Source organism: Sphingopyxis sp. 550A (assembly GCF_053569535.1).
Genome location: NZ_CM131615.1, coordinates 2,053,415 through 2,078,882 on the forward strand (window position 1 = coordinate 2,053,415; position 25,468 = coordinate 2,078,882).

31 protein-coding genes are annotated in these 25,468 nt (G+C 66.2%); 5 read left to right on the forward strand and 26 right to left on the reverse strand.

Going from position 1 to position 25,468, the window contains the following annotated elements:
- Nucleotides 1-39 precede the first annotated feature (39 nt).
- Complete coding sequence (locus ACVENA_RS09945; protein WP_449328659.1) at nucleotides 40-936, reverse strand: hypothetical protein; 897 nt, start codon at nucleotides 934-936, stop codon at nucleotides 40-42.
- A 60-nt stretch (nucleotides 937-996) separates the two neighbouring features.
- Complete coding sequence (locus ACVENA_RS09950; RefSeq protein ID WP_449328660.1) at nucleotides 997-1,740, reverse strand: hypothetical protein; 744 nt, start codon at nucleotides 1,738-1,740, stop codon at nucleotides 997-999.
- A gap of 106 nt (nucleotides 1,741-1,846) precedes the next feature.
- On the opposite strand from ACVENA_RS09950, the gene lipB reads away from it, so the two are divergent.
- Together lipB and ACVENA_RS09960 are read left to right on the forward strand one after the other, a co-directional pair.
- The gene (gene lipB / locus ACVENA_RS09955; protein ID WP_449328661.1) at nucleotides 1,847-2,500 is read left to right on the forward strand and encodes a lipoyl(octanoyl) transferase LipB; all 654 of its coding nucleotides are present in this window, start codon (nucleotides 1,847-1,849) and stop codon (nucleotides 2,498-2,500) included.
- Nucleotides 2,501-2,510: 10 nt separating this feature from the next.
- Nucleotides 2,511-2,840, forward strand: a complete 330-nt coding sequence (locus tag ACVENA_RS09960; RefSeq protein ID WP_449328662.1) for a hypothetical protein — start codon at nucleotides 2,511-2,513, stop codon at nucleotides 2,838-2,840.
- 110 nt (nucleotides 2,841-2,950) lie between these two features.
- Here the strand turns inward: ACVENA_RS09960 and queE are convergent, their stop codons facing one another.
- From queE to ACVENA_RS10000, 8 genes are all read right to left on the reverse strand, one after another.
- Nucleotides 2,951-3,583 carry a 7-carboxy-7-deazaguanine synthase gene (queE, locus tag ACVENA_RS09965; protein WP_449328663.1) on the reverse strand — a complete coding sequence of 211 codons (633 nt, stop codon included), beginning with the start codon at nucleotides 3,581-3,583 and terminating at the stop codon, nucleotides 2,951-2,953.
- Nucleotides 3,584-3,587: 4 nt separating this feature from the next.
- Nucleotides 3,588-4,271 carry a 7-cyano-7-deazaguanine synthase QueC gene (gene queC, locus ACVENA_RS09970; RefSeq protein ID WP_449328664.1) on the reverse strand — a complete coding sequence of 228 codons (684 nt, stop codon included), beginning with the start codon at nucleotides 4,269-4,271 and terminating at the stop codon, nucleotides 3,588-3,590.
- A 181-nt stretch (nucleotides 4,272-4,452) separates the two neighbouring features.
- Nucleotides 4,453-4,857 carry a DUF3617 domain-containing protein gene (locus tag ACVENA_RS09975; protein WP_257550527.1) on the reverse strand — a complete coding sequence of 135 codons (405 nt, stop codon included), beginning with the start codon at nucleotides 4,855-4,857 and terminating at the stop codon, nucleotides 4,453-4,455.
- Nucleotides 4,858-4,994: 137 nt separating this feature from the next.
- A complete protein-coding gene (hslO, locus tag ACVENA_RS09980; RefSeq protein WP_449328665.1) occupies nucleotides 4,995-5,918 on the reverse strand; it encodes an Hsp33 family molecular chaperone HslO in 924 nt (307 codons plus the stop codon).
- Complete coding sequence (gene argF, locus ACVENA_RS09985; protein ID WP_449328666.1) at nucleotides 5,915-6,838, reverse strand: ornithine carbamoyltransferase; 924 nt, start codon at nucleotides 6,836-6,838, stop codon at nucleotides 5,915-5,917. Before argF ends, hslO begins: the two co-directional genes overlap by 4 nt.
- On the reverse strand, nucleotides 6,838-8,025 hold the full coding sequence (locus ACVENA_RS09990) for an acetylornithine transaminase (protein ID WP_449328667.1): 1,188 nt from the start codon (nucleotides 8,023-8,025) through the stop codon (nucleotides 6,838-6,840). The genes argF and ACVENA_RS09990 overlap by 1 nt, the downstream gene beginning before the upstream one ends.
- Before the next feature lie 109 nt (nucleotides 8,026-8,134).
- Entirely contained in the window at nucleotides 8,135-9,121 is a 987-nt protein-coding gene (locus tag ACVENA_RS09995) for an LLM class flavin-dependent oxidoreductase (RefSeq protein WP_449328668.1), read from the reverse strand.
- Nucleotides 9,122-9,267: 146 nt separating this feature from the next.
- Nucleotides 9,268-9,720, reverse strand: a complete 453-nt coding sequence (locus ACVENA_RS10000) for an Lrp/AsnC family transcriptional regulator (RefSeq protein ID WP_257550539.1) — start codon at nucleotides 9,718-9,720, stop codon at nucleotides 9,268-9,270.
- Between the two features lie 72 nt (nucleotides 9,721-9,792).
- Here ACVENA_RS10000 and ACVENA_RS10005 point away from each other — a divergent pair, with 72 nt between their 5' ends.
- Together ACVENA_RS10005 and ACVENA_RS10010 are read left to right on the forward strand one after the other, a co-directional pair.
- Nucleotides 9,793-10,383 (forward strand): LysE family translocator, encoded by a 591-nt coding sequence (locus ACVENA_RS10005; RefSeq protein ID WP_257550542.1) that lies wholly within the window; start codon nucleotides 9,793-9,795, stop codon nucleotides 10,381-10,383.
- 63 nt (nucleotides 10,384-10,446) lie between these two features.
- The gene (locus ACVENA_RS10010; RefSeq protein ID WP_257550544.1) at nucleotides 10,447-11,463 is read left to right on the forward strand and encodes an aldo/keto reductase; all 1,017 of its coding nucleotides are present in this window, start codon (nucleotides 10,447-10,449) and stop codon (nucleotides 11,461-11,463) included.
- Here the strand turns inward: ACVENA_RS10010 and ACVENA_RS10015 are convergent.
- The 10 genes from ACVENA_RS10015 to glmU form a co-directional block, all read right to left on the reverse strand.
- Entirely contained in the window at nucleotides 11,448-12,029 is a 582-nt protein-coding gene (locus ACVENA_RS10015; RefSeq protein WP_257550546.1) for a hypothetical protein, read from the reverse strand. The two genes, ACVENA_RS10010 and ACVENA_RS10015, sit on opposite strands and share 16 nt — an antisense overlap.
- A gap of 16 nt (nucleotides 12,030-12,045) precedes the next feature.
- Nucleotides 12,046-12,915, reverse strand: a complete 870-nt coding sequence (locus tag ACVENA_RS10020; protein WP_449328669.1) for a dienelactone hydrolase family protein — start codon at nucleotides 12,913-12,915, stop codon at nucleotides 12,046-12,048.
- 275 nt (nucleotides 12,916-13,190) lie between these two features.
- A complete protein-coding gene (locus ACVENA_RS10025; RefSeq protein ID WP_449328670.1) occupies nucleotides 13,191-13,850 on the reverse strand; it encodes an HAD family hydrolase in 660 nt (219 codons plus the stop codon).
- Complete coding sequence (locus ACVENA_RS10030) at nucleotides 13,850-14,455, reverse strand: hypothetical protein (RefSeq protein WP_257550553.1); 606 nt, start codon at nucleotides 14,453-14,455, stop codon at nucleotides 13,850-13,852. Before ACVENA_RS10030 ends, ACVENA_RS10025 begins: the two co-directional genes overlap by 1 nt.
- Nucleotides 14,452-16,275: a glutamine--fructose-6-phosphate transaminase (isomerizing) gene (gene glmS / locus ACVENA_RS10035; RefSeq protein ID WP_449328671.1), complete on the reverse strand. Its 1,824-nt coding sequence runs from the start codon at nucleotides 16,273-16,275 to the stop codon at nucleotides 14,452-14,454. The genes ACVENA_RS10030 and glmS overlap by 4 nt, the downstream gene beginning before the upstream one ends.
- A 17-nt stretch (nucleotides 16,276-16,292) precedes the next feature.
- Complete coding sequence (locus ACVENA_RS10040; RefSeq protein ID WP_449328672.1) at nucleotides 16,293-16,670, reverse strand: PIN domain-containing protein; 378 nt, start codon at nucleotides 16,668-16,670, stop codon at nucleotides 16,293-16,295.
- A complete protein-coding gene (locus ACVENA_RS10045) occupies nucleotides 16,667-17,098 on the reverse strand; it encodes a ribbon-helix-helix domain-containing protein (RefSeq protein WP_257550559.1) in 432 nt (143 codons plus the stop codon). Before ACVENA_RS10045 ends, ACVENA_RS10040 begins: the two co-directional genes overlap by 4 nt.
- A 30-nt stretch (nucleotides 17,099-17,128) precedes the next feature.
- Nucleotides 17,129-17,584, reverse strand: a complete 456-nt coding sequence (locus ACVENA_RS10050) for an N-acetyltransferase family protein (RefSeq protein ID WP_449328673.1) — start codon at nucleotides 17,582-17,584, stop codon at nucleotides 17,129-17,131.
- A 1-nt stretch (nucleotide 17,585) separates the two neighbouring features.
- Entirely contained in the window at nucleotides 17,586-17,900 is a 315-nt protein-coding gene (locus ACVENA_RS10055; protein WP_257550563.1) for a hypothetical protein, read from the reverse strand.
- On the reverse strand, nucleotides 17,897-19,252 hold the full coding sequence (glmU, locus tag ACVENA_RS10060) for a bifunctional UDP-N-acetylglucosamine diphosphorylase/glucosamine-1-phosphate N-acetyltransferase GlmU (RefSeq protein WP_449328674.1): 1,356 nt from the start codon (nucleotides 19,250-19,252) through the stop codon (nucleotides 17,897-17,899). The genes ACVENA_RS10055 and glmU overlap by 4 nt, the downstream gene beginning before the upstream one ends.
- Nucleotides 19,253-19,312: 60 nt before the next feature.
- Here glmU and ACVENA_RS10065 point away from each other — a divergent pair, with 60 nt between their 5' ends.
- Nucleotides 19,313-19,975, forward strand: a complete 663-nt coding sequence (locus ACVENA_RS10065; RefSeq protein WP_449328675.1) for an HAD-IA family hydrolase — start codon at nucleotides 19,313-19,315, stop codon at nucleotides 19,973-19,975.
- Here ACVENA_RS10065 and ACVENA_RS10070 read toward each other — a convergent pair.
- The 6 genes from ACVENA_RS10070 to maiA all read right to left on the reverse strand — a co-directional run bounded on the left by ACVENA_RS10070 (nucleotide 19,972) and on the right by maiA (nucleotide 25,324).
- Nucleotides 19,972-20,985: a nucleotidyltransferase domain-containing protein gene (locus ACVENA_RS10070; RefSeq protein WP_449328676.1), complete on the reverse strand. Its 1,014-nt coding sequence runs from the start codon at nucleotides 20,983-20,985 to the stop codon at nucleotides 19,972-19,974. The genes ACVENA_RS10065 and ACVENA_RS10070 overlap by 4 nt on opposite strands.
- Complete coding sequence (locus ACVENA_RS10075; RefSeq protein WP_449328677.1) at nucleotides 20,982-21,848, reverse strand: HprK-related kinase A; 867 nt, start codon at nucleotides 21,846-21,848, stop codon at nucleotides 20,982-20,984. Before ACVENA_RS10075 ends, ACVENA_RS10070 begins: the two co-directional genes overlap by 4 nt.
- Nucleotides 21,845-22,126 (reverse strand): HPr-rel-A system PqqD family peptide chaperone, encoded by a 282-nt coding sequence (locus ACVENA_RS10080; protein WP_449328678.1) that lies wholly within the window; start codon nucleotides 22,124-22,126, stop codon nucleotides 21,845-21,847. The genes ACVENA_RS10075 and ACVENA_RS10080 overlap by 4 nt, the downstream gene beginning before the upstream one ends.
- Nucleotides 22,119-22,565, reverse strand: coding sequence for a MarR family winged helix-turn-helix transcriptional regulator (locus ACVENA_RS10085; RefSeq protein ID WP_257550578.1), 447 nt, complete (start codon nucleotides 22,563-22,565; stop codon nucleotides 22,119-22,121). Before ACVENA_RS10085 ends, ACVENA_RS10080 begins: the two co-directional genes overlap by 8 nt.
- A gap of 69 nt (nucleotides 22,566-22,634) precedes the next feature.
- Nucleotides 22,635-24,695 (reverse strand): TonB-dependent receptor, encoded by a 2,061-nt coding sequence (locus ACVENA_RS10090; protein WP_449328679.1) that lies wholly within the window; start codon nucleotides 24,693-24,695, stop codon nucleotides 22,635-22,637.
- Nucleotides 24,692-25,324, reverse strand: a complete 633-nt coding sequence (maiA, locus tag ACVENA_RS10095; protein WP_257550582.1) for a maleylacetoacetate isomerase — start codon at nucleotides 25,322-25,324, stop codon at nucleotides 24,692-24,694. Before maiA ends, ACVENA_RS10090 begins: the two co-directional genes overlap by 4 nt.
- Between the last annotated feature and the right edge of the window lie 144 nt (nucleotides 25,325-25,468).

Genomic DNA, 25,468 nt, shown 5'->3' on the forward strand with positions numbered 1-25,468 from the left:
CCCGCCTGCGGAGCGCCCTTGTTTCCGATCAGCGCCCGGTCAGGCGAAAACGCCGGCGTTGCTGTCGGTATTGACGCAGCGATAGATCGCTGCCGGCGTCGCAACCGACAGCAGGATCAGCGGAACATAGATCAGCAGGCCGAAAATGACGGCGAACAGGATCGTGCCCGCGCCCGCGCCGGGGCTTCCCATCGCGCCGAAGATGCCCCCCGCCGCTCCCGCGATACCGCCGAAGATCAGATTGGCGACCATCAGGAAAACGAACGACATGATCGCGATAATCACGTTGAAACCGACGATCGTCCACTGCGACGCGCCGGTCAATTTCCAGGACGCGCCCAGGGCAGCGAACGGGTTCGACCGGCGGTGCGCCGCCATCCACGGTCCCGCGACCCCCAGCCGCCCGAACAGCCACAAGAAAAAGACGATGATCGCGATATAGACGATGATCCCAAAGGCGATCAGTCCGCCCGACACGCCGCCGTTCATGAAGATTTCGGGCGACAGGCCACTCACCCCGAACAGCGCGACCGCGAACAGTCCGACGATCAGGAGGATGATATACATGGCGATGACCATCCCGATGTAGAGGATGAACAGCGCCCCGACATAGGCAGCGCCGGCGCCGAGCGACCAGCCGATGTCCGCAGCCGGATCGCCGCCGACCAGGCCGCTGCGCCAGACGAGAAGGCTCGCTGCGAACATCACCGTTCCCGCGATGATCGCAAAGAAGAAGATTTTGCCGAAAGCGCTGAGCGCGGCGGAAGGATCGTTGGGCGACGCCGCCATCGACGCGAAGGTGCTGCCGAGCAGCAGCCAGCCCAACAACGCGATCGCCACCAGCGCCCCGCCCAGATACAGCAGCATCCGCGCCCAATTGGCGCCCAGAAAGGCGAACGTCTCCGAAAACGCCGCCCCTATGCTCATTTTGGCCATGTCTCTTCCCCTGTTGTTAACCCCGACTGTCCTTCACGTCTTTCGTCCCGATGGAACGAATTATTGGAAAATGTCCCCCGCGCCCCTCGCCGCCAATTGCCGATAGACCGATGCGAGCACCGCCGTGTTGAGCAAGCCGAAGCCCGCGGACACGGCCGAATTGATCACGCTGCCGATCAGATAGCCGAAAGAGCCGCGGACGCCGAAGATGCCGGTCACCTGCTGAACGATCAGCGAAATGACGATCAGGACGATCAGGAACAGGAAAACGAAGAAGGCGACCCGCCAGCCGTTGCCGCTCGTCAATTGCCAGCTACCCATCAGGGCCGCGAACGGATTCTTGATATTGCGGTCCGCCAGCAAGGGATAGGCGGCGGCAAGCCGGCCAAAGAGATAGATCGCCGGCACGATCAGCAGCAGAAACGCAATCCCCATCAACAGCGATTGCACCACGAACATCGCGATCATCGTCGGGATCATCGCCAGCGTAAAGAGCAGCGCCTCGCCGACGCTGGTGCCCGCCCGGGCGAGCCACAGCCGCAGAATCGCGAGCGATCCCAGCGTCGATGCCATGGTGATCGCCAGAAGCCACGGGAATTGCTGCTTCAAATCCGCGATGAGCATCGCATTGAGCTGTTCCGGGGTGATATTGCCGGGCGGCGAAAGCGGCACGGGGCCGAGCAGCGCCATCATCATGCCGGGCTGGAAAAAGAACAGCCCGGCCAGCACGCCGGTCAGCGGCAGGTGCGCGCGAACCAGCATCGTCGCATCGTCCCATGCCGCGCCCATGTCGAATTTTGTCATTGATACCCCATTATTTTCTTTTCCCGGTTGCGGTCGAAACTGACGGCCTTCGTCCCCAATGTCCAGCCTCTTGCATCTGCGCCCGCGAGACGGCACTTACCCCGCGATGACCCGACTTTCTGCACCCGAATGGATCGTCGCACCCGGCCGGACCGATTATGCCGCGGCGCTCGCCGACATGGAGCAGCGCGCCGCCGCGATCCAGGCGGGCACGGGACGCGAGCGCATCTGGCTGATCGAGCATCCGCCGCTCTACACCGCCGGGACCAGCGCCGATCCCGCCGAACTGCTCGACCCGCGTTTTCCGGTGTTCGATGCCGGACGCGGCGGGCGCTATACCTATCATGGCCCCGGCCAGCGTGTGGGCTATGTCCAGCTCGACCTCGCGAAACGCGGGCGCGACGTGCGCGCCTATGTCTCGGCGCTCGAAGGCTGGGTGATCGACGCGCTCGCGCTGCTCGGCGTCGCCGCGCGCCGCGCCGAAGGCCGCATCGGCATCTGGACAGACGATCCGGACGGCCGCGAAGCCAAGATTGGGGCGATCGGCGTCCGGGTGAAGCGCTGGGTCACGCTCCACGGCTTTTCGCTCAACGTCGATCCCGACATGACGCATTTTTCGGGCATCGTGCCGTGCGGGATCGCCGAGTTTCCGGTCACCAGCCTCGCGATGCTGGGGAAGCAAGCGTCGTTCGCCGAGGTCGACCGCGCGCTGGCCGACGCCTTCCCCGCCTTTCTCGACAAGCTGCGGGCGAGCGACTAGGAACGGCGCCATGACGCGGATCATCCTCAGCTCGCTCCTCCTGCTTTCGCTCGCGGCCTGCGGCAACGAGCCATCGGGCAAATCGACCGCCAAGCTCGACGCGGTCGAGGTTCAGCCGGGCTCGATCAGCGATTCGATGATCATCCTCGACAATGCGGCGGGCGACGGAACCGCGGTCGACAACAGCGTGCCCGACGACGGAACCAAGAAGGACGGCGCCAAGCCCGCAGCCGATACGGCCGAGGGCGACGAGGTCGCATCGGAGAATCCCGATGCCGTCGAGGCGCCGGTGGCGAAGAAAGCGGTGGCCGCCGACAGCACGGCGACGAAGACCGAATAGTCCGAGTCCGCTCGTCATTGCGAGCGGAGCGAAGCAATCCAGAGCGGTTTACGCCTGCCCTGGATTGCCGCGCGGCTTCGCCGCTCGCAATGACGGTGGATGTAATCTCTCTATCGCAGCCCCAGCGATTTGTGCGTCTGCAGCGACAGGCGCCAGCGCGGATCGGCCATCACCAGATCGATACACGCCTGAACATTAGCCGCCGCGTTCGGATCGTCGAGCGGCTGGATCAGCCGGTGCGCGAAATCGAGCTCCGCGAGCGCCGCGACGTCGCTGCCCGGCTGCGGCCAGACGAGCTTCAACTCGTCGCCGCTCCGCTGGACAAGCTCGCTCCCGGCCTTGGGGCTGACACAAATCCAGTCGATGCTGCGCGGCACCGCGTGCGTGCCGTTGGTCTCGATCGCGATCGTGAAGCCTTCAGCGTGCAGGGCGTCGATCAGCGGCGCATCGACCTGGAGCATCGGCTCGCCGCCGGTCAGCACGACGTAGCGGTCGCCCGCCCCGTCGCCCCAGCTTTCGCCGATCACCCGCGCCAGCGCCGCCGCATCGGGATATTTCGCGCCGAGCGTGCCGTCGGTGCCGACGAAATCGGTGTCGCAGAATTTGCAGATGGCTTTCGCCCGATCCTGCTCGCGCCCGGTCCACAGGTTGCAGCCCGCGAAGCGACAGAAAACCGCGCGGCGCCCCGCCTGCGCGCCCTCCCCCTGCAGGGTCAGGAAAATCTCTTTGACGGCATAAGCCATCGGATCAGGCGTAACGTGTCGGGTCGGCGAGGCCGGCCTCGGCGAAGCCCTTGTTGCGCAGCCGGCAGCTGTCGCACGCGCCGCAATGCAGGCCGTCCGGGGTCGGGTCGTAGCACGACCAGCTCATCCCCGCGTCCATGCCGAGCCGCACCGCCTCGGCCGCGATATCGGCCTTGGTCATATATTGGAGCGGGGCCTGGATGCGGAAGGCGACGCCCTTGTCGCCGTCGCGCGTCGCCAGCGCCGCCAGCTTCTCGAAGCCCGCGATGAAATCGGGGCGGCAGTCGGGATAGCCCGAATAGTCGAGCGCATTGACGCCGATCATGATGTCCTCGGCCTGCCGCGCCTCGGCCAGCCCGAGCGTCAAGGACAGGAAAATGAGGTTGCGCGCAGGAACGTAAGTGACCGGAACCTCGTCCCCCACCCCGTCCTTGGGCACGTCGATGTCGGCTGTCAGCGCCGATCCGCCGAAACGGCGAAGGTCGAGCGGCAGCACGATATGCTCGGCCGCGCCGACATCGGCGGCGATGCGCGCCGCCGATTCGAGCTCGACGCGGTGGCGCTGGTTATAATCGACCGTGAGCGCGACGATGCGCGCGCCGGCTTCGCGCGCCAGCCCCGCGCAGACCATCGAGTCGAGCCCGCCCGACAGGAGGACGATCACCGTCTTTCCGGAAAGATCTTGCATCGGCGCCAGATAGGCCCCTGCCCTCGCAGGCGCAAGTGTTGCGGCGCACCAAAGAAATGGGCCGCGCGGCGGTTGCGGCACGGCCCAGTTCGGCACGAAACCGTTAGGGAGAAGGACACACATCGGTGCGTCGCCTCTCCCAATTAGCAGAGCGTGGTTAACAAGCCGTTGCCGACGCCGATCAGCAGCCGCCGGTGCGCCGCGCCTCGATCGCCTGCGAGAAGGGGCGGCCTTCGGCGATCCCCTGGGTGTCGATCTGGACGAGCCGGTTGGTTTCGCTGCGGATCGTCGTGCGGCCGTGCCCGGCGCCCGGACAGGTGTAATGGACAGTCACCGAGTTCGGCGTATCCTCGATGATATAGCGCGAGCAGTTCGCGCGCGGATGCTCGATCTGGATCATCCGCCGCGCATCGCCGAGGCACATCGTCTGCAACACCGCGTCCTTGCCGCGCTCGCGGAGTTGCCAACTGCCCTTTTCGAGCCGGTCGAGCATTGCAAGCGACGGCGCCTGCGCCGGAACCGCGGTCGCCGCGGCGAGGCCGAGCGCCGCGAGAGACGTTCTGAAAAGCGGGGAAAAGATCGCCATATTTCCTTCCATCTGGTCGTCCTTCATGGACGGAAATGCGACCCCATCGATATGGAGGTAGCAAGGCAGATGATGGATTTCAACCGCTTGGCGCTGATTTGCCCCGTTTCACCGTTAGAATGACCCGGGTGGTGGCGCTAAGCGGCCGTCCCATGTGCGGCGATCTCGTCGAGCGAGATGGGGAAGATGCGCGAGCAGAAGGCGCAGTCGACATTGACCAGCCCCGCCTCGTCGGCCATTTCGCCGCGCTCGGCTTCGGGAAATTTCGACAGCACGCCGGCGAAATAATCGGTGCTACAGCGGCAGCCGCGCGAGACGAAGCGCCCGGCTTCGACCCGCACCTCGTCCTCGTGGAACAGCCGCCACGCCAGCGTCTCGAGCGATGTCGCGGGGTCGGTCAGTTCCTCGCCCTTCAACGTCTCGGCGATCGTGCGCGCATGCTCCCATTCGGGATGGTCATGGCGCACGTGCAGCCGGTCGCGCCCGGCCTCGCCCTCGGGAAGATGCTGAAGCAGCAGGCCGCCCGCGACGCATCCCGCCTCGGCATCGTGGCGCGCGGCGAGCCTGATCAGGCCGGGAATCTGCTCCGACTGCTCGAAATAATGTTCGGCCGCGTCGCCGATCGAGGCGCCTTCGAGCGGGACGATGCCCTGATAACGCTCGCCCCCCGCCGCCTGGTCGAAGGTGATGGCGAGAAAGCCCTCGCCGAACAGGGCGAACAGGGTGGGATCGGCCCCCACCTCGGCCAGTCGCTCGGCATCGAACTTCAGATAGCCGCGCAGTTCGCCGCCCTTGTAATCGCAGACGAGCAGTTCGACCGGCCCGCCGCCGGTCTGCGCCTGCAGGGTGAGCTGGCTCTCCTCGCCCTTCAGCGTCGAGCCGAGCAACGCGGTCAGCACCAGCGCCTCGGCGAGCAGTTTTTCGGCGACGGGCGGATAGCTATGCGCCGCCATCACCGTATTCAGCACCGGGCCGAGGCGGATCAGCCGTCCGCGCACGTGGCGATCGGCGATCGTGAAGACCAACGGCTGGTCGAACCAGGTTTCCGGCGTTTCGCTCACAACTTGCCGAGCGCCCACAGCAGGACCGACTTCTGCGCATGAACGCGGTTCTCGGCCTCGTCCCAGACGCGCGACTGCTGGCCGTCGATCACCGCGTCGACGACTTCCTCGCCGCGATGCGCGGGCAAACAGTGAAGAAAGAGCGCGTCGCTCTTCGCCGCGCCCATCAGCCGCTCGTCGACCTGATAGGGCGCCATCGCCGCGAGCTTGTTGTGCGCATGGTCCTGCCCCATCGACACCCAGGTGTCGGTGACGACGAGGTCGGCGCCGGCGACCGCCTCGCGCGCGTCACGGACGATGTCGATGCGCGCGCCACGCGCCCGCGCCGTCTCGACGAAGCCCGCGTCGGGTTCATAACCCTGCGGCACCCCGGCGCGGACGTTGAAGCCGAACAGCCCCGCCGCCTCGATCAGCGAGGCGAGGACATTGTTGCCGTCGCCAAGCCATGCAAGCTCCAGCCCCGGAAGCGCCTTTCCGCTCTCGACGATCGTCAGCAGGTCGGCGACGATCTGGCACGGATGCGACAGATCGGTCAGCCCGTTGATCACCGGAACACCGGCATATGCGGCCAGTTCCTCGATCTTGTCATGATGATCGGTGCGGATCATGATCGCATCGGCGTAGCGCGACAGGACGCGCGCGGTGTCGGCGATCGTCTCGCCGCGGCCGAGCTGGCTGGTGCCCGCGTCGAGGATCATCGGCACGCCGCCCAATTGGCGGATCGCGAGATCGAACGAGCAGCGGGTGCGCGTCGAATTCTTCTCGAACACCATCGCCAGCACATGATCGGCGAGCGGCTTGTCGGCGTCGGGTCGCGCCTTCGGCCAGCCCGCCCGCGCCGCCTTGCGATCGATCGCATCGGCGAGCATCGCCGCGACGGCGTCTCCGCCCGCGTCGGACAGGTTCAGGAAATTCGGCATTACGCTTCGGGCGGCGTATAGCTCGCCGCCCCCGCCGACAATTTCTCGATGCACTCGTCGATATGGCCCTGCTCGATGTTGAGCGGCGGCAGAATGCGGATGACATTGTCGCCCGCCGCCACCGTCAGCAGCCCGTGATTGTCGCGCAGATGTGCGACGAAAGCGCGGCTGTCGGACTTCATCTTGACGCCGAGCATCAGGCCCATGCCGCGCACGCTCTCGAAGAGATTGTCGTGGTTCGGAATAAGCTGTTCGAGCGCGCCGCGCAGCCGTTCGCCGGTCGTCTTGACCTGATCGAGAAAGCCGTCCTCGAGGATCACGTCGAACACCGCCTGCCCCGCCGCCATCGCGAGCGGATTGCCGCCATAGGTCGAACCGTGGGTGCCGATGGTCATGCCGCGCGCCGCCTTTTCGGTCACGAGGCAGGCACCCATCGGGAAACCGCCGCCGATGCCCTTCGCGCTCGCGAGGATGTCGGGGGCAAGGCCGTATTGCTCATAGGCATAGAGCGAGCCAGTGCGCGCGACGCCGCACTGGACCTCGTCGAAGATCAGCATCAGGTCACGCTCGTTGCAGATGTCGCGCAGCCCCTGCAGGAACGGCTGCGATGCGGGGCGAATGCCGCCCTCGCCCTGCACCGGCTCGACGAGGAAGCCCGCGGTGCTGTCATCGACGAGATCGAGCGCCGCATTGAGATCGTCAAAGGGCGCATAGGCGAAGCCGGGCAGCAGCGGGTCGAAGCCCTTGCGCAGCTTTTCCTGATTGGTCGCCGAGATGGTGCCGAGGGTGCGGCCGTGGAAGGCGTTGTTGAAGGTGATGAGCGTATGCTTGTGCGCATTGCCCGCGCTCGAATGATAGGCACGCGCGGTCTTGATCGCGCATTCGACCGCTTCAGCGCCCGAGTTGGTGAAGAACACCGTGTCGGCGAAGGTGTTATCGACGAGCCGCTGGGCAAAAGCCTCGCCCTGCGGGCTGCCGTAGAGGTTCGACACATGGATCAGCGTCGCGGCCTGGTCCTGAATCGCCTTGGTCAGGTGCGGGTGGCCGTGGCCGAGCAGATTGACCGCAATGCCGCTCGCGAAGTCGAGATAGCGCTCGCCGCGCTCGCCGATCAGATAGGCCCCCTCGCCTCGCACCGGACGCACGGCGCACCGGGGGTAAACGGGCATCAGCGGCGTGATCGACATGTCAGACACCTTTCCGTGAGGAACAAAGGAAAAAGGCGACCCCGAAATGGGCCGCCCTCGTTCGGGCCGTCCCTATACTGCCGCGGCCGGAGCCGCGTCAACATGGGGCTTAGAGCCCCTTCGCCGCCTCCATCGCGAGCGCGACCGAGCGTTTGCGCGCATCATGGTCGTACATCGACGAGGCGATGATGATCTCGTCGGCGCCGGTGCGCGCCTGAAACGCCTTAAGCCCGGCAGCGACGTCCTCGACGGTGCCGACCGCCGAGCATTGCAGCACATGGTCGAGGATCGCGCGCGCATTGGGCGGCAGACCGTCCTTGTAGCCCGCGAGCGGCGGCTTCATCTTGCCCGGATTGCCGGTGCGCAGCGCGACGAACGCCTGCTGCTGCGACGAGGCGAGCAGTTCGGCCTCCTCGCGCGTATCGGCAGCGAAGACGTTGAACGCCGCGGCGGCGTAAGGCTCCGAAAGCTGCTCCGACGGCTTGAACTGGCGGCGGTAGATGTCGAGCGCTTCGTCGAGCGCGTCGGGCGCGAAATGGCTGGCGAAAGCATAGGGGAGCCCCAGCATCGCCGCGAGTTGCGCGCCGAACAGACTCGACCCCAAAATCCAGAGCGGCACCTTCGTCCCCTCGCCCGGCACCGCGCGGATGCCGAGGCGATCGTCGCCCGCGAGGAAGGCCTGCAGTTCGACCACGTCCTGCGGGAACTGTCGCTCGTCGCTCGCGAGATTGCGGCGGAGCGCGCGGGCGACAACGCCGTCCGAGCCGGGCGCGCGCCCGAGACCGAGGTCGATGCGGCCGGGGAACAAGGCCTCCAGCGTCCCGAACTGTTCGGCGATCACCATCGGCGCATGGTTCGGCAGCATGATCCCGCCCGCGCCGATGCGGATGGTGGAGGTCGCCTGCCCGATATGCGCGAGCACGACCGAGGTCGCGGCACTCGCGATCCCGGCCATGCCATGATGCTCGGCGACCCAATAGCGTTCGTAGCCCAATGCCTCGGCATGGCGCGCGAGATCGGCGGCGTTGGCGAGCGATTGCGAGATCGTGCCCGTGTCGGTCACGGGGGCGAGGTCGAGGAAGGAGAGTTTCACCATGCAACTGATATGCGATGGGTGCGCGGGAGGTTCAAGCACCCAACCTCGTCATCCCCGCGAAGGCGGGGATCCAGCTTGAAGCGGATGGAGCAGGGCAAAGCTGGATCCCCGCCTTCGCGGGGATGACGGAACAGGGTAAAGCAAGGTCAGGCCCGCTCGTCCTTCGGCGAATCCATCAGCACATAGGTGGTGATCGAATGCACCTGCGGCAGCACGCCGAGCACCTCGGTGTGGAAATGCTTGTAGGCCGCCAGATCCGCCGTCTCGACGCGGAGAAGATATTCGATCGTCCCGGTGATGTTGTGGCATTCGCGCACCTCGGGCGCCTCGGCCATCGCGGCCTCGAAACCCGCTTGCGATTTCTTGGTGTGCGACGACAGGCCCACGGTCACATAGGCAAGGAAGGTCAGGCCACGCTTCGCGGGGTCGATCACCGCGCGATAACCCTTGATCACTCCGCTGCGTTCGAGCTCCTGCACCCGGCGCAAACAGGCCGAGGGCGACAGGCCGACGCGATCGGCCAGCTCGATGTTCGAGATTCGCCCGTCGCGCGACAATTCCTGCAATATATTGCGGCTTATCGCGTCAATTTTGCTCATAGGTTGCATCATATACAGAATTTCGGTTCAACTTTGCAATCCGGCGTTCTGAGAGCCCGATATATTGCGTGCATGGAACAAACCGCCCTCGCCGCGCTCTCCGCCTTTGCCGTCGTCACCTCGATCACGCCGGGGCCGAACAATATGATGCTGATGGCGTCGGGTGCCAATTTCGGCCTCCGCCGCACCATCCCGCACGCACTTGGCGTCGGGATCGGCTTCACCCTGATGATCGTCCTCGTCGGCGTCGGACTGATGGAATTGTTCGACCTGTTTCCGGCTCTCAACACCGCGCTCAAACTGGTCAGCGTCGTCTATATGCTCTGGCTCGCGTGGAAGATCGCGCATGCCGCCGCGCCGAGCGATGGCGAGAATCCGGGCGGCAGGCCGATGAGCTTTTTCCAGGCGGTGCTGTTCCAGTGGGTCAACCCGAAGGCCTGGTCGATGGCGCTGACCGCGATCGCGCTTTATGCCCCCGACCGCAACCTCGCCGCGGTGCTGCTCGTCGCGCTCGTCTTTGGAATCATCAACCTTCCCTCGACCAGCCTGTGGGCGGTGATGGGCGTGTCGCTGCGCGGCTGGCTGTCGAGTCCGGGGCGGCTGCGCGCCTTCAACTGGACGATGGCGGCGCTGCTGGTGGGGTCGCTCGCGCTCCTTCTCTGACCCGATTGCAAGGTTGCGGATCGCAACCTAAAGACGGCGCTCCCCCTACAGGAGAAGAGAGCCATGCAAAGCCGCCGCCTCGGAAAAAGCGCCATCCACGTCTCCGACATCTGCATGGGGACGATGACGTTCGGCAGCCAGACCGACGAGGCGGAAGCGCATCGGATCCTCGACCGCTGTTTCGACGAGGGGATCGATTTCTATGATACTGCCGAAGGCTATCCGGTGCCGCCCGACACCAAATGGGTCGGCCGCACCGAGGAGATCGTCGGGCGCTGGCTGAAGACCAAGAAGCGCGACGCGATCATCCTCGCGACCAAGGTTTCGGGGCCGAGCCATCTCTGGTTCAAATCGCCGTGTCGCGGCGGGATGACGGCGCTCGACCGCCACAACATTCGCAGCGCGATCGAGGGCAGTCTGGCACGGCTGCAAACCGACTATGTCGACCTTTATCAGACGCACTGGCCCGACCCCGACGCGCCCTATGACGAGATGATGGACGCGCTCGACGAACTGGTCCGCGAGGGCAAGGTCCGCGTCCTCGGCTGCTCGAACGAGACGAGCTGGGGGCTGATGAAATCGCTCGCCGCGTCGGAGCGGCTGGGCGCCGCCCGCTATCATACGATCCAGAATAATTTCAGCCTCAACAACCGCCGCTTCGAGGATGAACTGGCGCAGGCCTGCCGGCAGGAGGGCGTCAGCCTGATCCCCTATTCGCCGCTCGCCGGTGGGGTATTGTCGGGCAAATATCAGGGCGGTGCCCGGCCCGAAGGCGCGCGCTTCTCGCGCTACCTGGCGATGGAGGGCCGGCAGGCCGCGATGGGGCAGCGCTTCGTCAATGAACGCAGCCTCGCCGCGACGGAACGCTATCTGACAATCGCCAAAGAAGCGGGATTGCACCCGGTGACGATGGCGACCGCCTGGTCGAAGCAGCATGATTTCGTCGCCTCGACGATCGTCGGCGTCAGCGCTTATGATCAGGTCGAACCGATCCTTGCGGCGAAGGAGCTGGTGCTGAGCGACGATCTGATGAAGGCGCTGCACAGGGTCGGCAAGGACATCCTCTACCCGATGGGGTGACCGATCCGGCGGAGCGTCGGCCATTCGAGAACAAGCGCCTCGCCGACCTTCAGCGCACGCCAAACCTTCGACGCCGCGTTGAAGGCTGCGAATATATCCGCTTGGGCGGCTTCGAACCGCGCACGCTCCTCGCCGCTGAGCGTCGCGCGCACCCGCGCCGCCTCGCCGAGCGCCGCCTGCTGCGCGGCGCTACTGGCACGCGTCTCGCTGCGCCAGCCGATATCAAACAGGAAAGCGGCAAGTTCCGACAGTTCGCCTTCGCGCCCCTGCGCCTTCAGCAGCGCCGCCCCCTTCGCTGCCTGCTTGCGCGCCGCGCGGCGATGGTCCTTGGCATCGGCGCCTTCGGGTCCGCCGATATGGAACGAGCCGGCATTGCCGCCCGCCGCAATCTGCCCGAACACGCCGCTCTTCAACCCGAGCACCGCCTCGACGACGAAATGCACCATATCGTGCGGCAAGTCGGGATCGAAGCCCGGCGCCGGGTCCATCTCCAACATCGGCCCCGAACTCCGCTCGATCCGCATCGCATAGCGCCGCTCGCCCGACCGGATGAAATGAACCTTCATTGCAGCATAGATGACGTCAGAGGCTCGCCTTGAACAGTTCGAGCATCCGTCCCCACGCTTTCTCCGCCGCCGCCTCGTCATAGGCGCGGCCGTCGGGCGGGCACCAGCCGTGCATCGCGCCCTTGTAGACCTCGACCTCGTGCCATTCCGGGCGCGGGTCGAGCACGGTCTTGAGCCGGTTCTTTTCTTCCGGGTCCTTCTGATCGTCATTGTCGGCGATGGCGAAGAGGAAACCCGCCTGCGTTTCCGGGATCAGCAGATGCGGGCTGTCGGGCTTGTCGGTGCCGACCGCCGCGCCGTGAAAACTCGCCGCCGCCTTGACCCGCGCCGGGTTCAGCGCCGCGGTATAGATGACCATCGGCCCGCCCATGCAATAGCCCGCTGTGCCAAGCCCTTTCGCGGTATCGACCTCGGCCTGCGCGTCGAGGAAGGCGAGATGCGCTTTGGCGTCGGTCTGCACGAGCGTGCGGTTCAATTGCTTGAGGTAGCCGAACAGCGTCTCGCGCACCCCCGGATCGTCGAAGTCATGCCCGGCATGGACGACCGGCGCTTTGGCCCAGCGATAGAAGGGGTTCACGCACAGCACCGCATAGCCCTCGCCCGCCAGCCGCTCGGCCATCTGACGAAAGGCAGGGCGCAGGCCGCGAATGTCGGGCCAGATCAGCACGCCGGGATGCTTGCCCTCGGCCGGCGCGACGAAATACGCATCGACGGTCCCGTCGGCGGTCTTGATCTCCACATCACGGCCCTTGACCGGCCCGGCGGCGCAGGCCGCGGCGGGCAGGATCGAGGCGATCGCGCCCGCGCCGACCAGCGCCCCGAAATCGCGGCGGCGAACGGGGATGCCGGCGCGATCCAGATCGGCTTCGGTGATGTCGTCGCACATGGGCTTTCTCCTCTTTCCGGCATTGATGCGCTCCGCCATGCCAAAAGCCGCTGCGGCAAAGGGCGATTCGGGGAAAGGCGCGGAAAACTGCGCAACTTCACACTGGAATCGCGTTGGCAATGCCAATCAACACGAGCACAACTAAGCACGGCGGGGAATAATAGGAAAGGCCCGGCGCGCGTCCTCCACTTCGTCATTCCCGCGAAAGCGGGAACCCAGCGGGCCAGCGCCGCTACTGGGTTCCCGCTTTCGTGGGAATGACGAAAGAATGGACCTCAACGATGGAGCAGAACCTCATCGTAGCTATGCGCAACCTGATGCACGCCGACCTCGCGAAGCTTCGCACCATGCGCGATGCGGTCGAGGATATGCCCCGCGCCGCAGAAACCGATCACCGTCATTCCCGCCGCGAGCGCCGCACGGGCGCCGATCGGCGAGTCCTCGATCGCGAGGCAGGCCGCGGGATCGAGGCCAAGCCCCTTCGCGGCGGCGAGGTAGATGTCGGGGTGCGGTTTGCCGCGCTCCCAGCCGTCGGCGCTGTAGACATGCCGCCCGAAATGATGCGCGAGCCCGAAGCGATCGAGCGACGCCGCGATATAGGCGGGGCTGCTCGACGACGCGATCGCGCGCGGCCGGTCGCCGAGCGTGTCGAGAAATTCCGGCGCGCCAGGGACCGGCGAAAATCCCTCGGCGAACCGGATCTGCGCCCGCGCACGATGCTGTTCGCGAAAATCGGCGGGTAGCGGACGCCCGAAACGCTGGACGATCCGCCGCTCGGTCTCCTGCCAATTATGTCCGCAATAGTCGCGCAGGCACTCCTCATAGGTCGTGGGCAGCCCGATCGCGGTCAGGCTTTCGGCGAGCGTCCGGTTCGCGCGCACCTCGCTGTCGGCGATGACGCCGTCGAAGTCGAAGATGATGGCAGCGGGGGTCATCAGCACCGCCTATCGAGGAAATCGAACAGCTCGCCCGCCCATTTCCGGCGCTGCTTGATGAGGGCGACATAGGCCTCGGGTCGCCACGCCTGCAGATCGGCAATGACGTCCGCCAGCGCCACGATATCGTCGAGGCCCGTTTCCGCCAGCGTGCTGGCGCGACCTCTGGCATCGACCGCGCCCCAGATCAGGATGGCGCCATCGACGGGCTGCGCCGTCCCTTTCAGCGTCACCTGCAGGCGCTCGCCCCGCGCCGCAGCGAGAAAGGCGGCAAAGGCCGGTTTGCGATGATGGTCGAGCTGCCGCGGTTCGGTCAGGGTCAGATAGCGATAGCCCTGATATTCGATCTCGCATTTCTGTTCGACGACGTGGATTCGCCCGGTGCGCCGGTCGCGAAAGAGGAAATCAAGCGTGTGCCGCTTTCCGTCATGATGCACCGTCGGCCGCCCCAGATTCTCATAGGGAGAGCGAGCATCCCGACACCAGAGATCGACCAGCGTTTCAGAAAAAATGCCGAACAGACGTGCGAGATATTTGCCCCGCGCCGCCTCCGCATCGTTCTGACGAAATACCGCCTGAAAGGGGAGCGCAGCGTCCGCACTCACTCCACCGTCACCGATTTCGCGAGATTGCGCGGCTGGTCGACGTCGGTGCCCTTCGCAACCGCGACATGATAGGCGAGCAACTGCACCGGCACCGCATAGACGAGCGGGGCGATCAGCGGGTGGACCTTCGGCATCTCGATCGTCGCCATGCAGCCCTCGCCGGCTTCGGCGAGACCCTCGGCGTCGCTGATCAGCACGATCTTGCCGCCGCGCGCCATCACCTCCTGCATGTTGCTGACGGTCTTTTCGAACAGCGGGCCGCTCGGCGCGAGGACGATCACCGGCACCGCCTCGTCGATCAACGCGATCGGTCCATGCTTCATTTCGCCCGAGGCATAGCCTTCGGCGTGGATATAGCTGATTTCCTTGAGCTTCAGCGCACCCTCGAGCGCGAGCGGATAGTCGGGGCCGCGCCCCAGATAGAGCACGTCGCGCGCCGGAGCGACGAGGTGCGCCATCTTCGCAATCTCCTCGTCGTGCGCAAGCGCGGCGTTCAGCGCGGCGGGCGCCTCGATCAGGTGGCGGACGATTTCGCGCTCTTCGGCCTCGCTGAGCTTGCCTTTCTTGAGCGCGAGGTGTGCGGCGAGCGCCGCGAGCACCGCGAGCTGGCAAGTGAAGGCCTTGGTCGAGGCGACGCCGATCTCCGGCCCGGCATGGGTCGGGAGCAACAGGTCGGCCTCGCGCGCCATGCTGCTGGTCGGTACGTTGACGACGACCGCGATTGTCTGCCCGTTCGCCTTGCAATGGCGCAGCGCCGCGAGCGTGTCGGCAGTCTCGCCCGACTGCGAGATGAAAAGCGCGAGCCCGCCCGGCTGGAGCACCGGGTCGCGATAGCGGAATTCCGACGCGACATCGATGTCGACCGGGACGCGCGCGAAGGTCTCGAACCAATATTTGGCGACCATCCCGGCGTAGAAGCTGGTGCCGCACGCGACGATGGTGATGCGTTCGATCTTCGACAGGTCGAAGTCCATCTGCGGCAGCGCCACCGTCTGTTCGAGCGGGCGGATGTAGGAGGAGAGCGTCTGCGCGACCACCGTCGGCTGCTCGAAAATCTCCTTCTGCATGAAGTGGCGGTAATTGCCCTTCTCGACCGCCGCGGCGGTGACGCCCGACGTCGTAACGTCACGCTCTACGGGATTATTTTCACTATCGAAAATCTGCGCGCCATCGCGGGTGATGACGACCCAGTCGCCCTCCTCCAGATAGGCGATCTTCTGCGTGAGCGGCGCGAGTGCAAGCGCGTCGGAACCGAGATAGGTCTCCCCTTCCCCATAGCCAACGACGAGCGGCGAGCCGAGCCGTGCGCCGATCAGCAGGTCGGGATGCTGGCGGAACGCAATCGCGAGCGCGAAGGCGCCGCGAAGCTGCGGCAGCACCGCCTTGACCGCATCCTCGGGCGACTGACCCGCCTCGACCTGTTCGGAGACGAGGTGCGCGACAACCTCGGTATCGGTCTCGCTCTCGAAGCGGCGGCCGCGCGCCTGCAGCGCTTCGCGTAGCGGCTTGAAATTCTCGATGATGCCGTTGTGGACGAGCGCGATTTCGCCGGTCGCGTGCGGATGCGCGTTGCTCGTCGTCGGCGCGCCGTGCGTCGCCCAGCGCGTGTGCGCGATGCCGACGGTGCCGGGCGCGGGATTGCCCGCGAGTTCCTTGACGAGATTATTCAGCTTCCCCTCGGCGCGGCGGCGGATGAGCCGGTCGCCGTCGACCGTGCAGACGCCCGCCGAGTCATAGCCGCGATATTCCATGCGCCGCAGCCCGTCGACGAGGCGATCCGCGACCTGGGTCTTGCCGATAATTCCGATGATTCCGCACATGGGGGATGGGCTTTCTTCTAGAGCGTATAGGGGACACGGATGCCCGGCATCGACGCCGGGAAATCCTTTGCATTTCGGGTAACGAGCACGCGCCCGCGCGACTGGGCGGTGGCAAGGATGATGGCGTCGGGCGATTTCAGTCCGGGCCGGTCGCGGCGCAAGGCCGCCGCACGCCCGGCAATTTCCTCATCGACTTCATCGATGCCAAAACCGGACAGCAATATCTGGGCGCGGCGCAGCCCCTCCCCTTGGCCCTTGGACATGACATCGATCCATACCATTCGGCTGACCCACAGGCGGCCGCGCTGAAGGGCGCGCTCGATTTCGCTGCGCGGTTGGGGAAAGCCGCGCAGCACATCGATCAATATATTGCTGTCGAAGGTGAAACCGCTCACTTGCCCGCTTTTTTCTTCTTCGGGTTCGCACTGGCCTTGCCGGACGTCTCCCTCGCTACGGCAAGTTCGGGATAGGCTTGGCCCAATTCAATCCCATGCTCGGCCGCCCAGGCTTTATGGATTTCATGCTCGCGGTCGTCCTGTTCGTCGAACAGGTCGGGAAATTCGGCGCGAACCTCCTCATAATCGGAGTCCCAGGGCCGCGTCCAGGAAGCGCGTTCGCGCCGCTGCCATTCGACCGCATCGCCGATATCGGTGCGATCCTTCCACGCCCCGAACCCGACCTCCAGCCAGTCATTGGGCGCTTCCGCACGATAGGATGCCACCGCCTCGCGCAGGATCGACGCGCGCGACTTGCCCTGCTCGGCGGCGAGCTGGTCGAGCCACTTGATGTCCTCATCGGGAAGGTCGGCGAGAATGCGAGTCATGATATACCGATATCATATCATGATATCATGTCAATCGAAGAGCTTCCGATAAACGAGAAAGCCCGGCTTTTCGGCGATCCGATCATAGAGTTTCATCGCGGTCGCGTTCGTCTCGTGCGTCTGCCAATAGACGCGCGACAGCCCCTGCCCGCGTGCCGCGGCATAGACCGCCTCGATCAGCGCGCGGCCGACGCCCTTTCCGCGCGCATCGACGGTGGTGAACAGGTCCTGCAAATAGAGCGACGGCAGTAACGCCGTGGTGCTGCGGTGGAACAGATAATGCGTCAGGCCAAGAAGCGCGTCGCCCTGCTCGGCGACGAGCGCGAACATCGGCTCATAGGGATCGAAGAAGCGCTCCCATGTCGCGGCGGTGATTTCGGGCGCCAGCGCAGCCGCGCCGATGCGGCCGTAAAAGGCGTTGTAGCCGTCCCATAGCGGCAGCCAGCGGTCGTAGTCGGCGCGCTGGACAGACCTGACGGTCACCATCTCAGACGCGCCCGAAATTGCGGTCGACGAAGGTCATCGCGAATTGCGCAGGGTCGGCGGGGCGACCGTTACCGGCCTCGAACCGCAGCTTGCCCTCTTCCCAGATCCTGCGGATCTGCGCGGGCAATTCGGGCGGGAACTTCATCTGCTTCGCGACGATCTCGGTCCAGCTTCCGGTCTGCCCCAGGCTCTGGCGCAGCGTCGGCTCCATCGCCACGCAATAGGCGCGCGTCGGCTCGTCGAGATGGCCGATCGCGTTCAGCACCCAGGCATCGACATAGCGCAGGAAAGGCTTGTCGTCGTAGCGGTCGCTCATTTCTTCGCCTCCGCCGCCTTCTTCTTGCGCATCGCGTCGTGGAAGCGGTCGGCCCAGCCGGGTTTCACCGACTGCTCGGCGCGGACGAGGCGAAGCTCGCCGTCCATCACGTCGGCGGTTACCGTGCTGCCCGCGCCGACGATCGCGTCGCGACCGATCTTCACCGGCGCGACGAGCGCGCTGTTCGACCCGATGAAGGCATTGTCGCCGATCTCGGTCCTATATTTGAAATAGCCGTCGTAGTTGCAGGTAATCATCCCCGCGCCGATATTCGCCCCCGCGCCGACGCTGACGTCGCCCAGATAAGTGAGGTGGTTGGCCTTGGCGCCCTTGCCGAGCACGGCTTTCTTGGTCTCGACGAAATTGCCGATCTTCGCTTTCTCGCCCAGCACGGTGCCGGGGCGGAGGCGCGCGAAGGGACCGACCTCGCAGCCTTCGCCGATCGCCGCGCCTTCGATATGGCAGTTGGCGCGGATCGTCACCCTGTCGGCGACCGTCACGCCGGGGCCGAAGAAGACGTTGGGCTCGATCGTCACGTCGCGGCCGAGTTCGGTATCCCACGAGAACCAGACGGTATCGGGCGCGCGCAGCGAGGCGCCGCCCGCCATCGCTTCCTCGCGCTTGAACGCCTGCCACTGCGCTTCGGCAGCCGCGAGTTCGGCGCGGCTGTTGATGCCGGCGACGTCGTCGGGGTCGGTCTTGACGACCGCGCAAGACCGGCCGTCGGCGTTGGCGATGTTGACGATATCGACGAGATAATATTCCTTCGCCGCATTATCGTCGGTCACGCGCGCGAGCAGCGCGAACAGGTCGCGCGCCTTCGCCGCCATCAGCCCCGAATTGCACAGCCGCACCGCGCGCTCGGCCTCGGTCGCATCCTTGTGTTCGACCATCTTCACGACGCGATCACCTTCGGTGATTACGCGGCCATATTGCAGCGGATCGGCGGGCTCAAACGCGAGCACGACGACCGCGGGGGCATCGGGGGCGCCGAGCCGTTCGATCATCGCCTGCATCGTCGCGGCCGGAACGAAAGGCACGTCGCCATAGAGGATCAGCACATCGCCGTCGAAACCCGCAAGCGCGCTCTCGGCCTGCTGCACGGCATGACCGGTGCCGAGTTGCGGCTCCTGTACTGCAAGCGCGGCGCTGCCCGCCAGCGCGGCCTCGATCTGGTCGGCCTTGTCGCCGACGACGACGACCTTCTTCGCAGGAGTCAGCGCATCGACGCTCGCCATCAGGTGGAGCAGCATCGGCCGGCCGGCGATCGGGTGCAGCACCTTGTGGAGGTCGGACTTCATGCGGGTGCCCTTGCCCGCGGCGAGGATGATGGCGGCGATCTGCTTGGTCATGTCGCGCGCCATGCCAGCAAATCATTGCGGATTCCAGCACATCGCGCCATGCGGACCGATATGAGCGATTTCCCTTTCCGCATCCTTGGCTTCGACCTCGACGGCACGCTCGTCGATACCGCCGCCGACCTGACCGCTGCCGTGAATCACACGCTGTCGCTGATCGACCGCGCGCCGCTGAGCGAGGCGGAGGTGCGGCCGATGATCGGGCTCGGCGCGAAGCATATGCTCGAACAGGGGCTCCGCGCGACCGGCGGCGCGGAGGAGGGTGTCGTGGAGCGGCTCTATCCCGACCTGCTGCGCTATTATGAAGCGCATATCGCCGTACACAGCCGGCCTTTTCCTGGCCTGACCGCCGCGCTCGACCGGCTCGATGCGCTCGGCGTCCGTACCGCGGTCGCCACCAACAAGGCCGAGGGAATGGCGCGAAAACTCCTCGGGGAACTGGGCCTCGCGGATCGCATGGCCGCGATCGTCGGCGGTGACACGCTTGCCGTCCGCAAACCCGCCGCCGAACCGATTCTGGCGATGATCGAGCAGAGCGGCGGCGGCCGCGCCGCGTTCGTCGGCGACAGCATCTTTGACGTCACGGCAGCCAAAAATGCCAACGTGACCAGCATCGTTGTCCGCTTCGGCTTCCTCGACCGGCCGGCCGAGAAACTGGGCGCCGATCATGTCATCGACCATTATGACGAGCTGGTGCCGCTGCTCTCGGGGCTTTAGCGCTTCCGCCACTTCGTCCACAAATGCCGCGACAGCATCAGCGGCGGCATCCGAAGCCAGTGCGAACGGATGTAGAAGGCCTGCTGGAGCGCGAAATGCGTCGCATGACCCCAGTCGTCGCGCGCGAGCAGGCGGCGCCTGAACCATAGGTCAGCGGGGTCGTGCCTGTCCCACCCCGAAGGCAGCGCCGAACCGTAAAGGTCGCGCGCCAGCCTCGCCGCCCGATGCACTGGCGCGTGAAGACCATGCCGGTCGGCGCGGGCATCGAGCTCGCCCCAGAAACCGGGATCGGCCGCGGCGAAATCGCGCGTCAGGGAATGAAAATCCCACAAATTGCGAAGCCCGCCCTGCAGATCGCCATCGGCGAGCAGATGCGCGGCGCAGTGACAGGCCATGTCGGTCGGGCACAGCACCGCAAAGCCGTTCCCGGTCATCACCGCATCGCTGACGAGCGACAGGGCATCGGGCGCGATGCGGTGGGTCTGGGGCAGGATCGTGTGATGGACGTCGATCATCCGGTCGCGCGCCTTGTGGATCAGCGGCGGCAGCTCGTGCATATGCTCGCGGTAATAGGCGTCGTCATAGGGGTCGGACTTGACCCACTCCCACCCCGCCTCGAGCAGTTCATTCTCCGCGCGGCCGATGTCGCTGACGAGGACGAGGATGTCGAGGTCGCCGATCTGCCGCCCCTCGGCGCACGACAGGCCCGCGGCGGCATAGGCGGTGCCCTTGAGCAGCACGAACTCGATGCGCTCGCTCGCAAGCGCGCGGCGCGCCATTTCAGCTTCCCACAAAGACTGCGCCTGCGCGACCGCCGCCGCCGCGCGCTGGTCGGCGAACAGCGCGGCGACGGCGGGCGGCAGATCCGCGCCGTCCAAACGATGCGCGAGCGTCGCCAGCATCGCCTCCGCCCGCGCGACCGAGATCACGCCGTCCCATTCGCGTGGCGCCAGCGACGCAGCCTCGCGCCGCCCGGCGAGCAGGTCGACGAGGGCGCGGGTCGCGCTCATCGGACGGACTCGGCGAAAAGCTGCTCGACCAGCGCCATGCCGGTCGCGCTGTCGGGGTAGGAAATACCGAACGCCGGCGTTCCGCGCACCAGCCGCGTCAGCGCTGCGAAACCCGCTTCGCCGAGCGCGACATAGTTGGTCGAGGCTTCGGTCAGACGCACGAAGGCCTCACCCTCGCCCATCGGCTCGATCGCCGCCTCCCCGCCGAAGCGCGGAAAGAGCAGCAGCACCGGGCGAGCGGGCTCGTGCATCGCGGCGATGGCGTCGGGGCGCGGGATCAGATGGCGGATATCGCCCTTCGGCGTTCCCGCGAGCAGCGGGCCGAGCCGTGCAGCATCGACCCGCGCCGCGACCTCGGCGATCGCCGCATTCTTGAGGCTGACCGCGCGCGGGAACGCCAGCGCGTCGCCGCCCGCCGGGTCGATCAGCGTGAACTCGTCGCCCATCAGCCGCCAGCCATCCTCGCCGAGCAGTGCCGCCAGCGTCGATTTGCCCGACCCCGACTCGCCCGACATGATCACCGCACGCCCGTCGCGCGCGACGGCGCTCGCGTGAAGCAGCAGATGCCGCCGCCAGCCGAGCGCGACCTGCAAATTCATTCCCATTTCGGCGGCGAGCAGCCCCATCGAGAGCGGCAGCGGCAGCGCGTCGGGAATCACGAAATCGCCGCCGATCTGCACCGAGGGGCGCAGCCAGCGCCGCCACGGGCGCGCCGCAAACAGCCGCACCGTCGCATCGGCAGGCCGCGCGTCGTCCTGCGGATAGCTCGCATAGAGCCGGTCGAGCGCCGCGACCGGCGCGCGCCAGTCGCTGCCGATGCGAAACTGGACCGGGCCGACCGCGATGCGCGTGCTGTGCCTCACGCCTCCGCCACCAGTCCCATCGCCGCGAGTTCGGCCAGCCGTTCGGCAAGGAGTGGCGTTGGATCGCCGTCGCCGCCCAGGTCGAAGCGCGCCGCCAGCCGCTCGGCAACCGTCGCCGCATTGCAGGGGTCGCCGGCCATCACGGCCAATATCTCGGGCATCAGCTGGGTCATCAGATGCGTCTGCATCGATCGGCGGTCGAACAGCACGGTCAGCTCGCCGAGCGCCTCGATGCGCAATGTCTCCGGCGGCGCCGCGCGATAGACGCGGTCAGCCATAGTCTTCGGCGGCCGCGGTCAGCTTCGCCAGGATCGCCATCAGCGTCGCGCGCTCGCTGCCGCTGAGGTTCGATTCGAGCTGCGCTTCGCTGGCGAGCGCTGCGGGCACGATGGCGTCGTAGAGCGAGCGGCCGGTATCGGTCAGTTCCAGATGGTGCGAACGCCCGTCGGCCTCGTGCGCCTGGCGCGCGATGAGATGGCGGTCGGCGAGCGCCTTGGCCGCGCGGTTGACCGTCACCTTGTCCATCCGCGTCGCGGCGACGAGTTCGCGCTGCGTCTTGGGCTTGCCTTCGCCGAGCACCGCCATCAGCCGCCACTCGGGAATCTTGAGCCCGAAGCGGTTCTGATATTCGGCGGCGATCCGGCTCGACAGCGTGTTCGACGCGATCGACAGGCGGTAAGGCAGGAAATTGTCGAGATTCAGCTTTTTCGCGGCCATGCCTTCAAAATCCCCAACGCTGGTCCCGGTGCGCTCCATCCTATCGCCTGATTTCGCGCTGTGAAGCCTTCAGAAGCCGAGCCGCGCGCCGATCCAGAGCGTGCGCGGCGTCGCACGCTCGACGATCCCCGCCGACGAGATCGCCGCGGGCACGAGGGTGTTGGTCAGATTCTCGCCCCGCGCCTCGATGCTGACCGCATCGGTGACGCGCCACGACAGGCCCGCATCGAGCGTCAGCGCGTCGTCCAGCACCTGAAGCCCGAGATCGTCCTCATTCTGCTTGCCGATATAGCGCAAGGTCGCAAAACCGCCGAACGGGCCGCTCGCGGTCGATCGCAGCGACACGCTGCCGCTGTTCTTCGCGATCTGCGCCGGGCGGCGGCCATCGAGGCTCGCCGCAGCGCCCGCAGCATCGACCTTCGCATCGGTAAAGGCCCAGGTCGCGCGCAGCGCCACCGGGCCGAGCTGCTGGTCGGCGGCGAATTCGATCCCCTTGCTGTCGATCGCACTCAGATTTTGCCGCTGGCTGAGGTTCGGCGCGAGCGTCACATTGGCGATCGCGTTTTCGAGCCGGTTGCCGAAGAAGGTTACCGACAGCTTGGTGCCGTCGCGGCTCCAGTCCGCGCCGACCTCGCCGCCCCATAGCCGCTCGGGTTTGAGCAATTCGTTCGCGGTGGTCGTATCAGCGCCTACCCGGAACGGGCGATAGAGTTCGTTGAGAGTCGGCAGACGCCAGCCGCGATAGGCCGCGGCGCGCAGCGCGAAGCCGCCCGAGGTCCAGCGCACGCCCGCGCGGCCGCTCCCTTCCCAGCCGCTTCGCGCTGGAAAATCGAGGTCGGTGATCAGCGACCCGCCGATGTTGCGTTCGAGCCGATAGCCGGTGCCGAGCCACCAGCGGTCGATGCGGCCCCCGAGGGTCCAGAGCAGGCCGTCGCCCGCTTCGCCCGAGGTCCATTCGGCGAATGCGCCGACCGTGTCGCTGCTGCCTCCGGCGATGCGGTGGCGGCCCGGGGTGGTGCCGGAGAAGAAATAATCCTCTTCGGTGCGGCCGGTGGTGCGGCGCCAGTCGACGCCGACGCGGAGCGGATTGGCATCGCCGATCGCGGGCCGTACCTCGACGCGCGCGCCGATCCCGGTCGCGGGAACGCTTTGGAAGAGCGCGGGCGCGACGCTGTTCCGCCCCGCCGCGACGCTCGCGAAGCCGCTGTCGAAATCGCGAAGCTGGAGATAGACGAGCGCAAGCCATTGCGTCGCACCCCACGGATCGTGGACGAAACGCAGGCTGGCATCGATCCCGTCGAACTTGCTCGTCGTGTAATCGGTGCCGCGGTCGCGACGGTCCGAAAAACCGCGCAGGCTCGCCTCGATCCGGCTGTCGTCGCCGGCGTCGAAGCGCAGGCGGATACCGAGCCCGCCCTGCTCGTAGGGCGCGGCGCGATCGACCGCGCCGCGCTGGCCTTTCACGATCGGAACGAAGCCGTCGCCGCGGCTGTAGCGGCCGTCAATTGCCACCTGCCCATTGCCGAGATTGCCGCCCGCGCTGGCCGAAAAGTCGAGGCTGTCGCGGCTACCATAGGCGGCGCTCGCTTCGGCGCCGTCGGTCATCGTCGAATAGAGGCCGATCGTCCCCGCAAGCGCGCCGGGTCCGTCGACCCCGCTGCCGCCGCCGCGCGTGACGATGATGCCGCCGAGGTTGATCGCGTCATAGGCCGACCAGGCGACCCAGCCGCCAAAGGGATCGGCCTGCGGCACCCCGTCGAGCGTGACCAGCGCGCGGCTCGACGCATTGCCGCCGAGCCCGCGCAAGGTCACCCCCTGGCTCGTCGGATGCGCGGTGCGCCCGTCCGAGCGGCGGAACTGGACGATCCCCGCTTCGTCGCGGAGACGATTTTCGATGCGGGCGCCGAGGCCGAGGTCGAGATTCGAAATCAGGCTCGCGGCCTGGACAATGTCGCTGTCGGACGGGCTGAGCGCACCGCTTCCGTTCACGATGATCACCTGCGGCGGCACCGGTGCCCATTGGATACAGCAATAGGTGACATCATCCTCGGTCTGATCGGTCACCACGTCCTGCGCCATCGCCGTCGCCGGCAGCGCCAGCGCGGCGACTCCGATCAGAAAGCGGATCACGCCGCTTTCACCGCATCGGGATGCGCGCGTTGAAATGCCTCCAACTCCATGCACGCCGCGTCGATCTCGATCAGGCGCGGATAATGATCTATCGGCACTTCGAAACGCCGCGCATTGTACATCTGCGGCACGAGGCAGCAGTCGGCGATCCCCGGTGCATCTCCGCCGAGATATCTGCCTTCGCCCGCCATCGCTTCGAGCGCGTCGAAGCCCTGCAATATCCATTCGTGAATCCAGCGGTCCTTGGTCTGCTCGTTCAGCCCCAGATCGCGGGTCAGATATTTGAGGATGCGCAGATTGTTGAGCGGATGGATGTCGCACGCGACGACATAGGCCTGCGCGAGCGCGACCGCGCGCGGCATCGCTTCGTCGGGGATCAGCCGCGGCTCGGGAAACGCGCGGTCGAGCCAGTCGATGATCGCAAGGCTCTGGATGATCGTCTCGCCATCGGCGACCAGCATCGGCACGAAGCCCTGCGCATTCTGCGCCAGATATTCGTCGCTCTTCTGCTCGCCCGCGATCAGGCTGACCTCGACGCGCTCATAGGCGAGGCCTTTCAGGTTCAGCGCGATGCGGACGCGGTAGCTGGCCGAGGAGCGGAAATAATCGTGGAGGACGAGAGAGGTCATAAGGTTCGGCGCACCATCCGCTTGTTGCGTCATCCCGGCGAAGGCCGGGATCTCGACGGCGCGTCAGGTCTCGACGATGAGATCCCGGCCTTCGCCGGGATGACGAATATGGGCTGGGTCCATATCATTCAAGCCCGATCGCCT

Bases quoted from the DNA above. Each gene is read 5' to 3' on its own strand.
- ACVENA_RS09945 (WP_449328659.1), bottom strand. From the start codon at position 936: ATGGCCAAAATGAGCATAGGGGCGGCGTTTTCGGAGACGTTCGCCTTT.
- ACVENA_RS09950 (WP_449328660.1), bottom strand. From the start codon at position 1,740: ATGACAAAATTCGACATGGGCGCGGCATGGGACGATGCGACGATGCTG.
- lipB (WP_449328661.1), top strand. From the start codon at position 1,847: ATGACCCGACTTTCTGCACCCGAATGGATCGTCGCACCCGGCCGGACC.
- ACVENA_RS09960 (WP_449328662.1), top strand. From the start codon at position 2,511: ATGACGCGGATCATCCTCAGCTCGCTCCTCCTGCTTTCGCTCGCGGCC.
- queE (WP_449328663.1), bottom strand. From the start codon at position 3,583: ATGGCTTATGCCGTCAAAGAGATTTTCCTGACCCTGCAGGGGGAGGGC.
- queC (WP_449328664.1), bottom strand. From the start codon at position 4,271: ATGCAAGATCTTTCCGGAAAGACGGTGATCGTCCTCCTGTCGGGCGGG.
- ACVENA_RS09975 (WP_257550527.1), bottom strand. From the start codon at position 4,857: ATGGCGATCTTTTCCCCGCTTTTCAGAACGTCTCTCGCGGCGCTCGGC.
- argF (WP_449328666.1), bottom strand. From the start codon at position 6,838: ATGCCGAATTTCCTGAACCTGTCCGACGCGGGCGGAGACGCCGTCGCG.
- ACVENA_RS09990 (WP_449328667.1), bottom strand. From the start codon at position 8,025: ATGTCGATCACGCCGCTGATGCCCGTTTACCCCCGGTGCGCCGTGCGT.
- ACVENA_RS09995 (WP_449328668.1), bottom strand. From the start codon at position 9,121: ATGGTGAAACTCTCCTTCCTCGACCTCGCCCCCGTGACCGACACGGGC.
- ACVENA_RS10000 (WP_257550539.1), bottom strand. From the start codon at position 9,720: ATGAGCAAAATTGACGCGATAAGCCGCAATATATTGCAGGAATTGTCG.
- ACVENA_RS10005 (WP_257550542.1), top strand. From the start codon at position 9,793: ATGGAACAAACCGCCCTCGCCGCGCTCTCCGCCTTTGCCGTCGTCACC.
- ACVENA_RS10010 (WP_257550544.1), top strand. From the start codon at position 10,447: ATGCAAAGCCGCCGCCTCGGAAAAAGCGCCATCCACGTCTCCGACATC.
- ACVENA_RS10015 (WP_257550546.1), bottom strand. From the start codon at position 12,029: ATGAAGGTTCATTTCATCCGGTCGGGCGAGCGGCGCTATGCGATGCGG.
- ACVENA_RS10020 (WP_449328669.1), bottom strand. From the start codon at position 12,915: ATGTGCGACGACATCACCGAAGCCGATCTGGATCGCGCCGGCATCCCC.
- ACVENA_RS10025 (WP_449328670.1), bottom strand. From the start codon at position 13,850: ATGACCCCCGCTGCCATCATCTTCGACTTCGACGGCGTCATCGCCGAC.
- glmS (WP_449328671.1), bottom strand. From the start codon at position 16,275: ATGTGCGGAATCATCGGAATTATCGGCAAGACCCAGGTCGCGGATCGC.
- ACVENA_RS10045 (WP_257550559.1), bottom strand. From the start codon at position 17,098: ATGACTCGCATTCTCGCCGACCTTCCCGATGAGGACATCAAGTGGCTC.
- ACVENA_RS10050 (WP_449328673.1), bottom strand. From the start codon at position 17,584: ATGGTGACCGTCAGGTCTGTCCAGCGCGCCGACTACGACCGCTGGCTG.
- ACVENA_RS10055 (WP_257550563.1), bottom strand. From the start codon at position 17,900: ATGAGCGACCGCTACGACGACAAGCCTTTCCTGCGCTATGTCGATGCC.
- glmU (WP_449328674.1), bottom strand. From the start codon at position 19,252: ATGACCAAGCAGATCGCCGCCATCATCCTCGCCGCGGGCAAGGGCACC.
- ACVENA_RS10065 (WP_449328675.1), top strand. From the start codon at position 19,313: ATGAGCGATTTCCCTTTCCGCATCCTTGGCTTCGACCTCGACGGCACG.
- ACVENA_RS10070 (WP_449328676.1), bottom strand. From the start codon at position 20,985: ATGAGCGCGACCCGCGCCCTCGTCGACCTGCTCGCCGGGCGGCGCGAG.
- ACVENA_RS10080 (WP_449328678.1), bottom strand. From the start codon at position 22,126: ATGGCTGACCGCGTCTATCGCGCGGCGCCGCCGGAGACATTGCGCATC.
- ACVENA_RS10085 (WP_257550578.1), bottom strand. From the start codon at position 22,565: ATGGCCGCGAAAAAGCTGAATCTCGACAATTTCCTGCCTTACCGCCTG.
- maiA (WP_257550582.1), bottom strand. From the start codon at position 25,324: ATGACCTCTCTCGTCCTCCACGATTATTTCCGCTCCTCGGCCAGCTAC.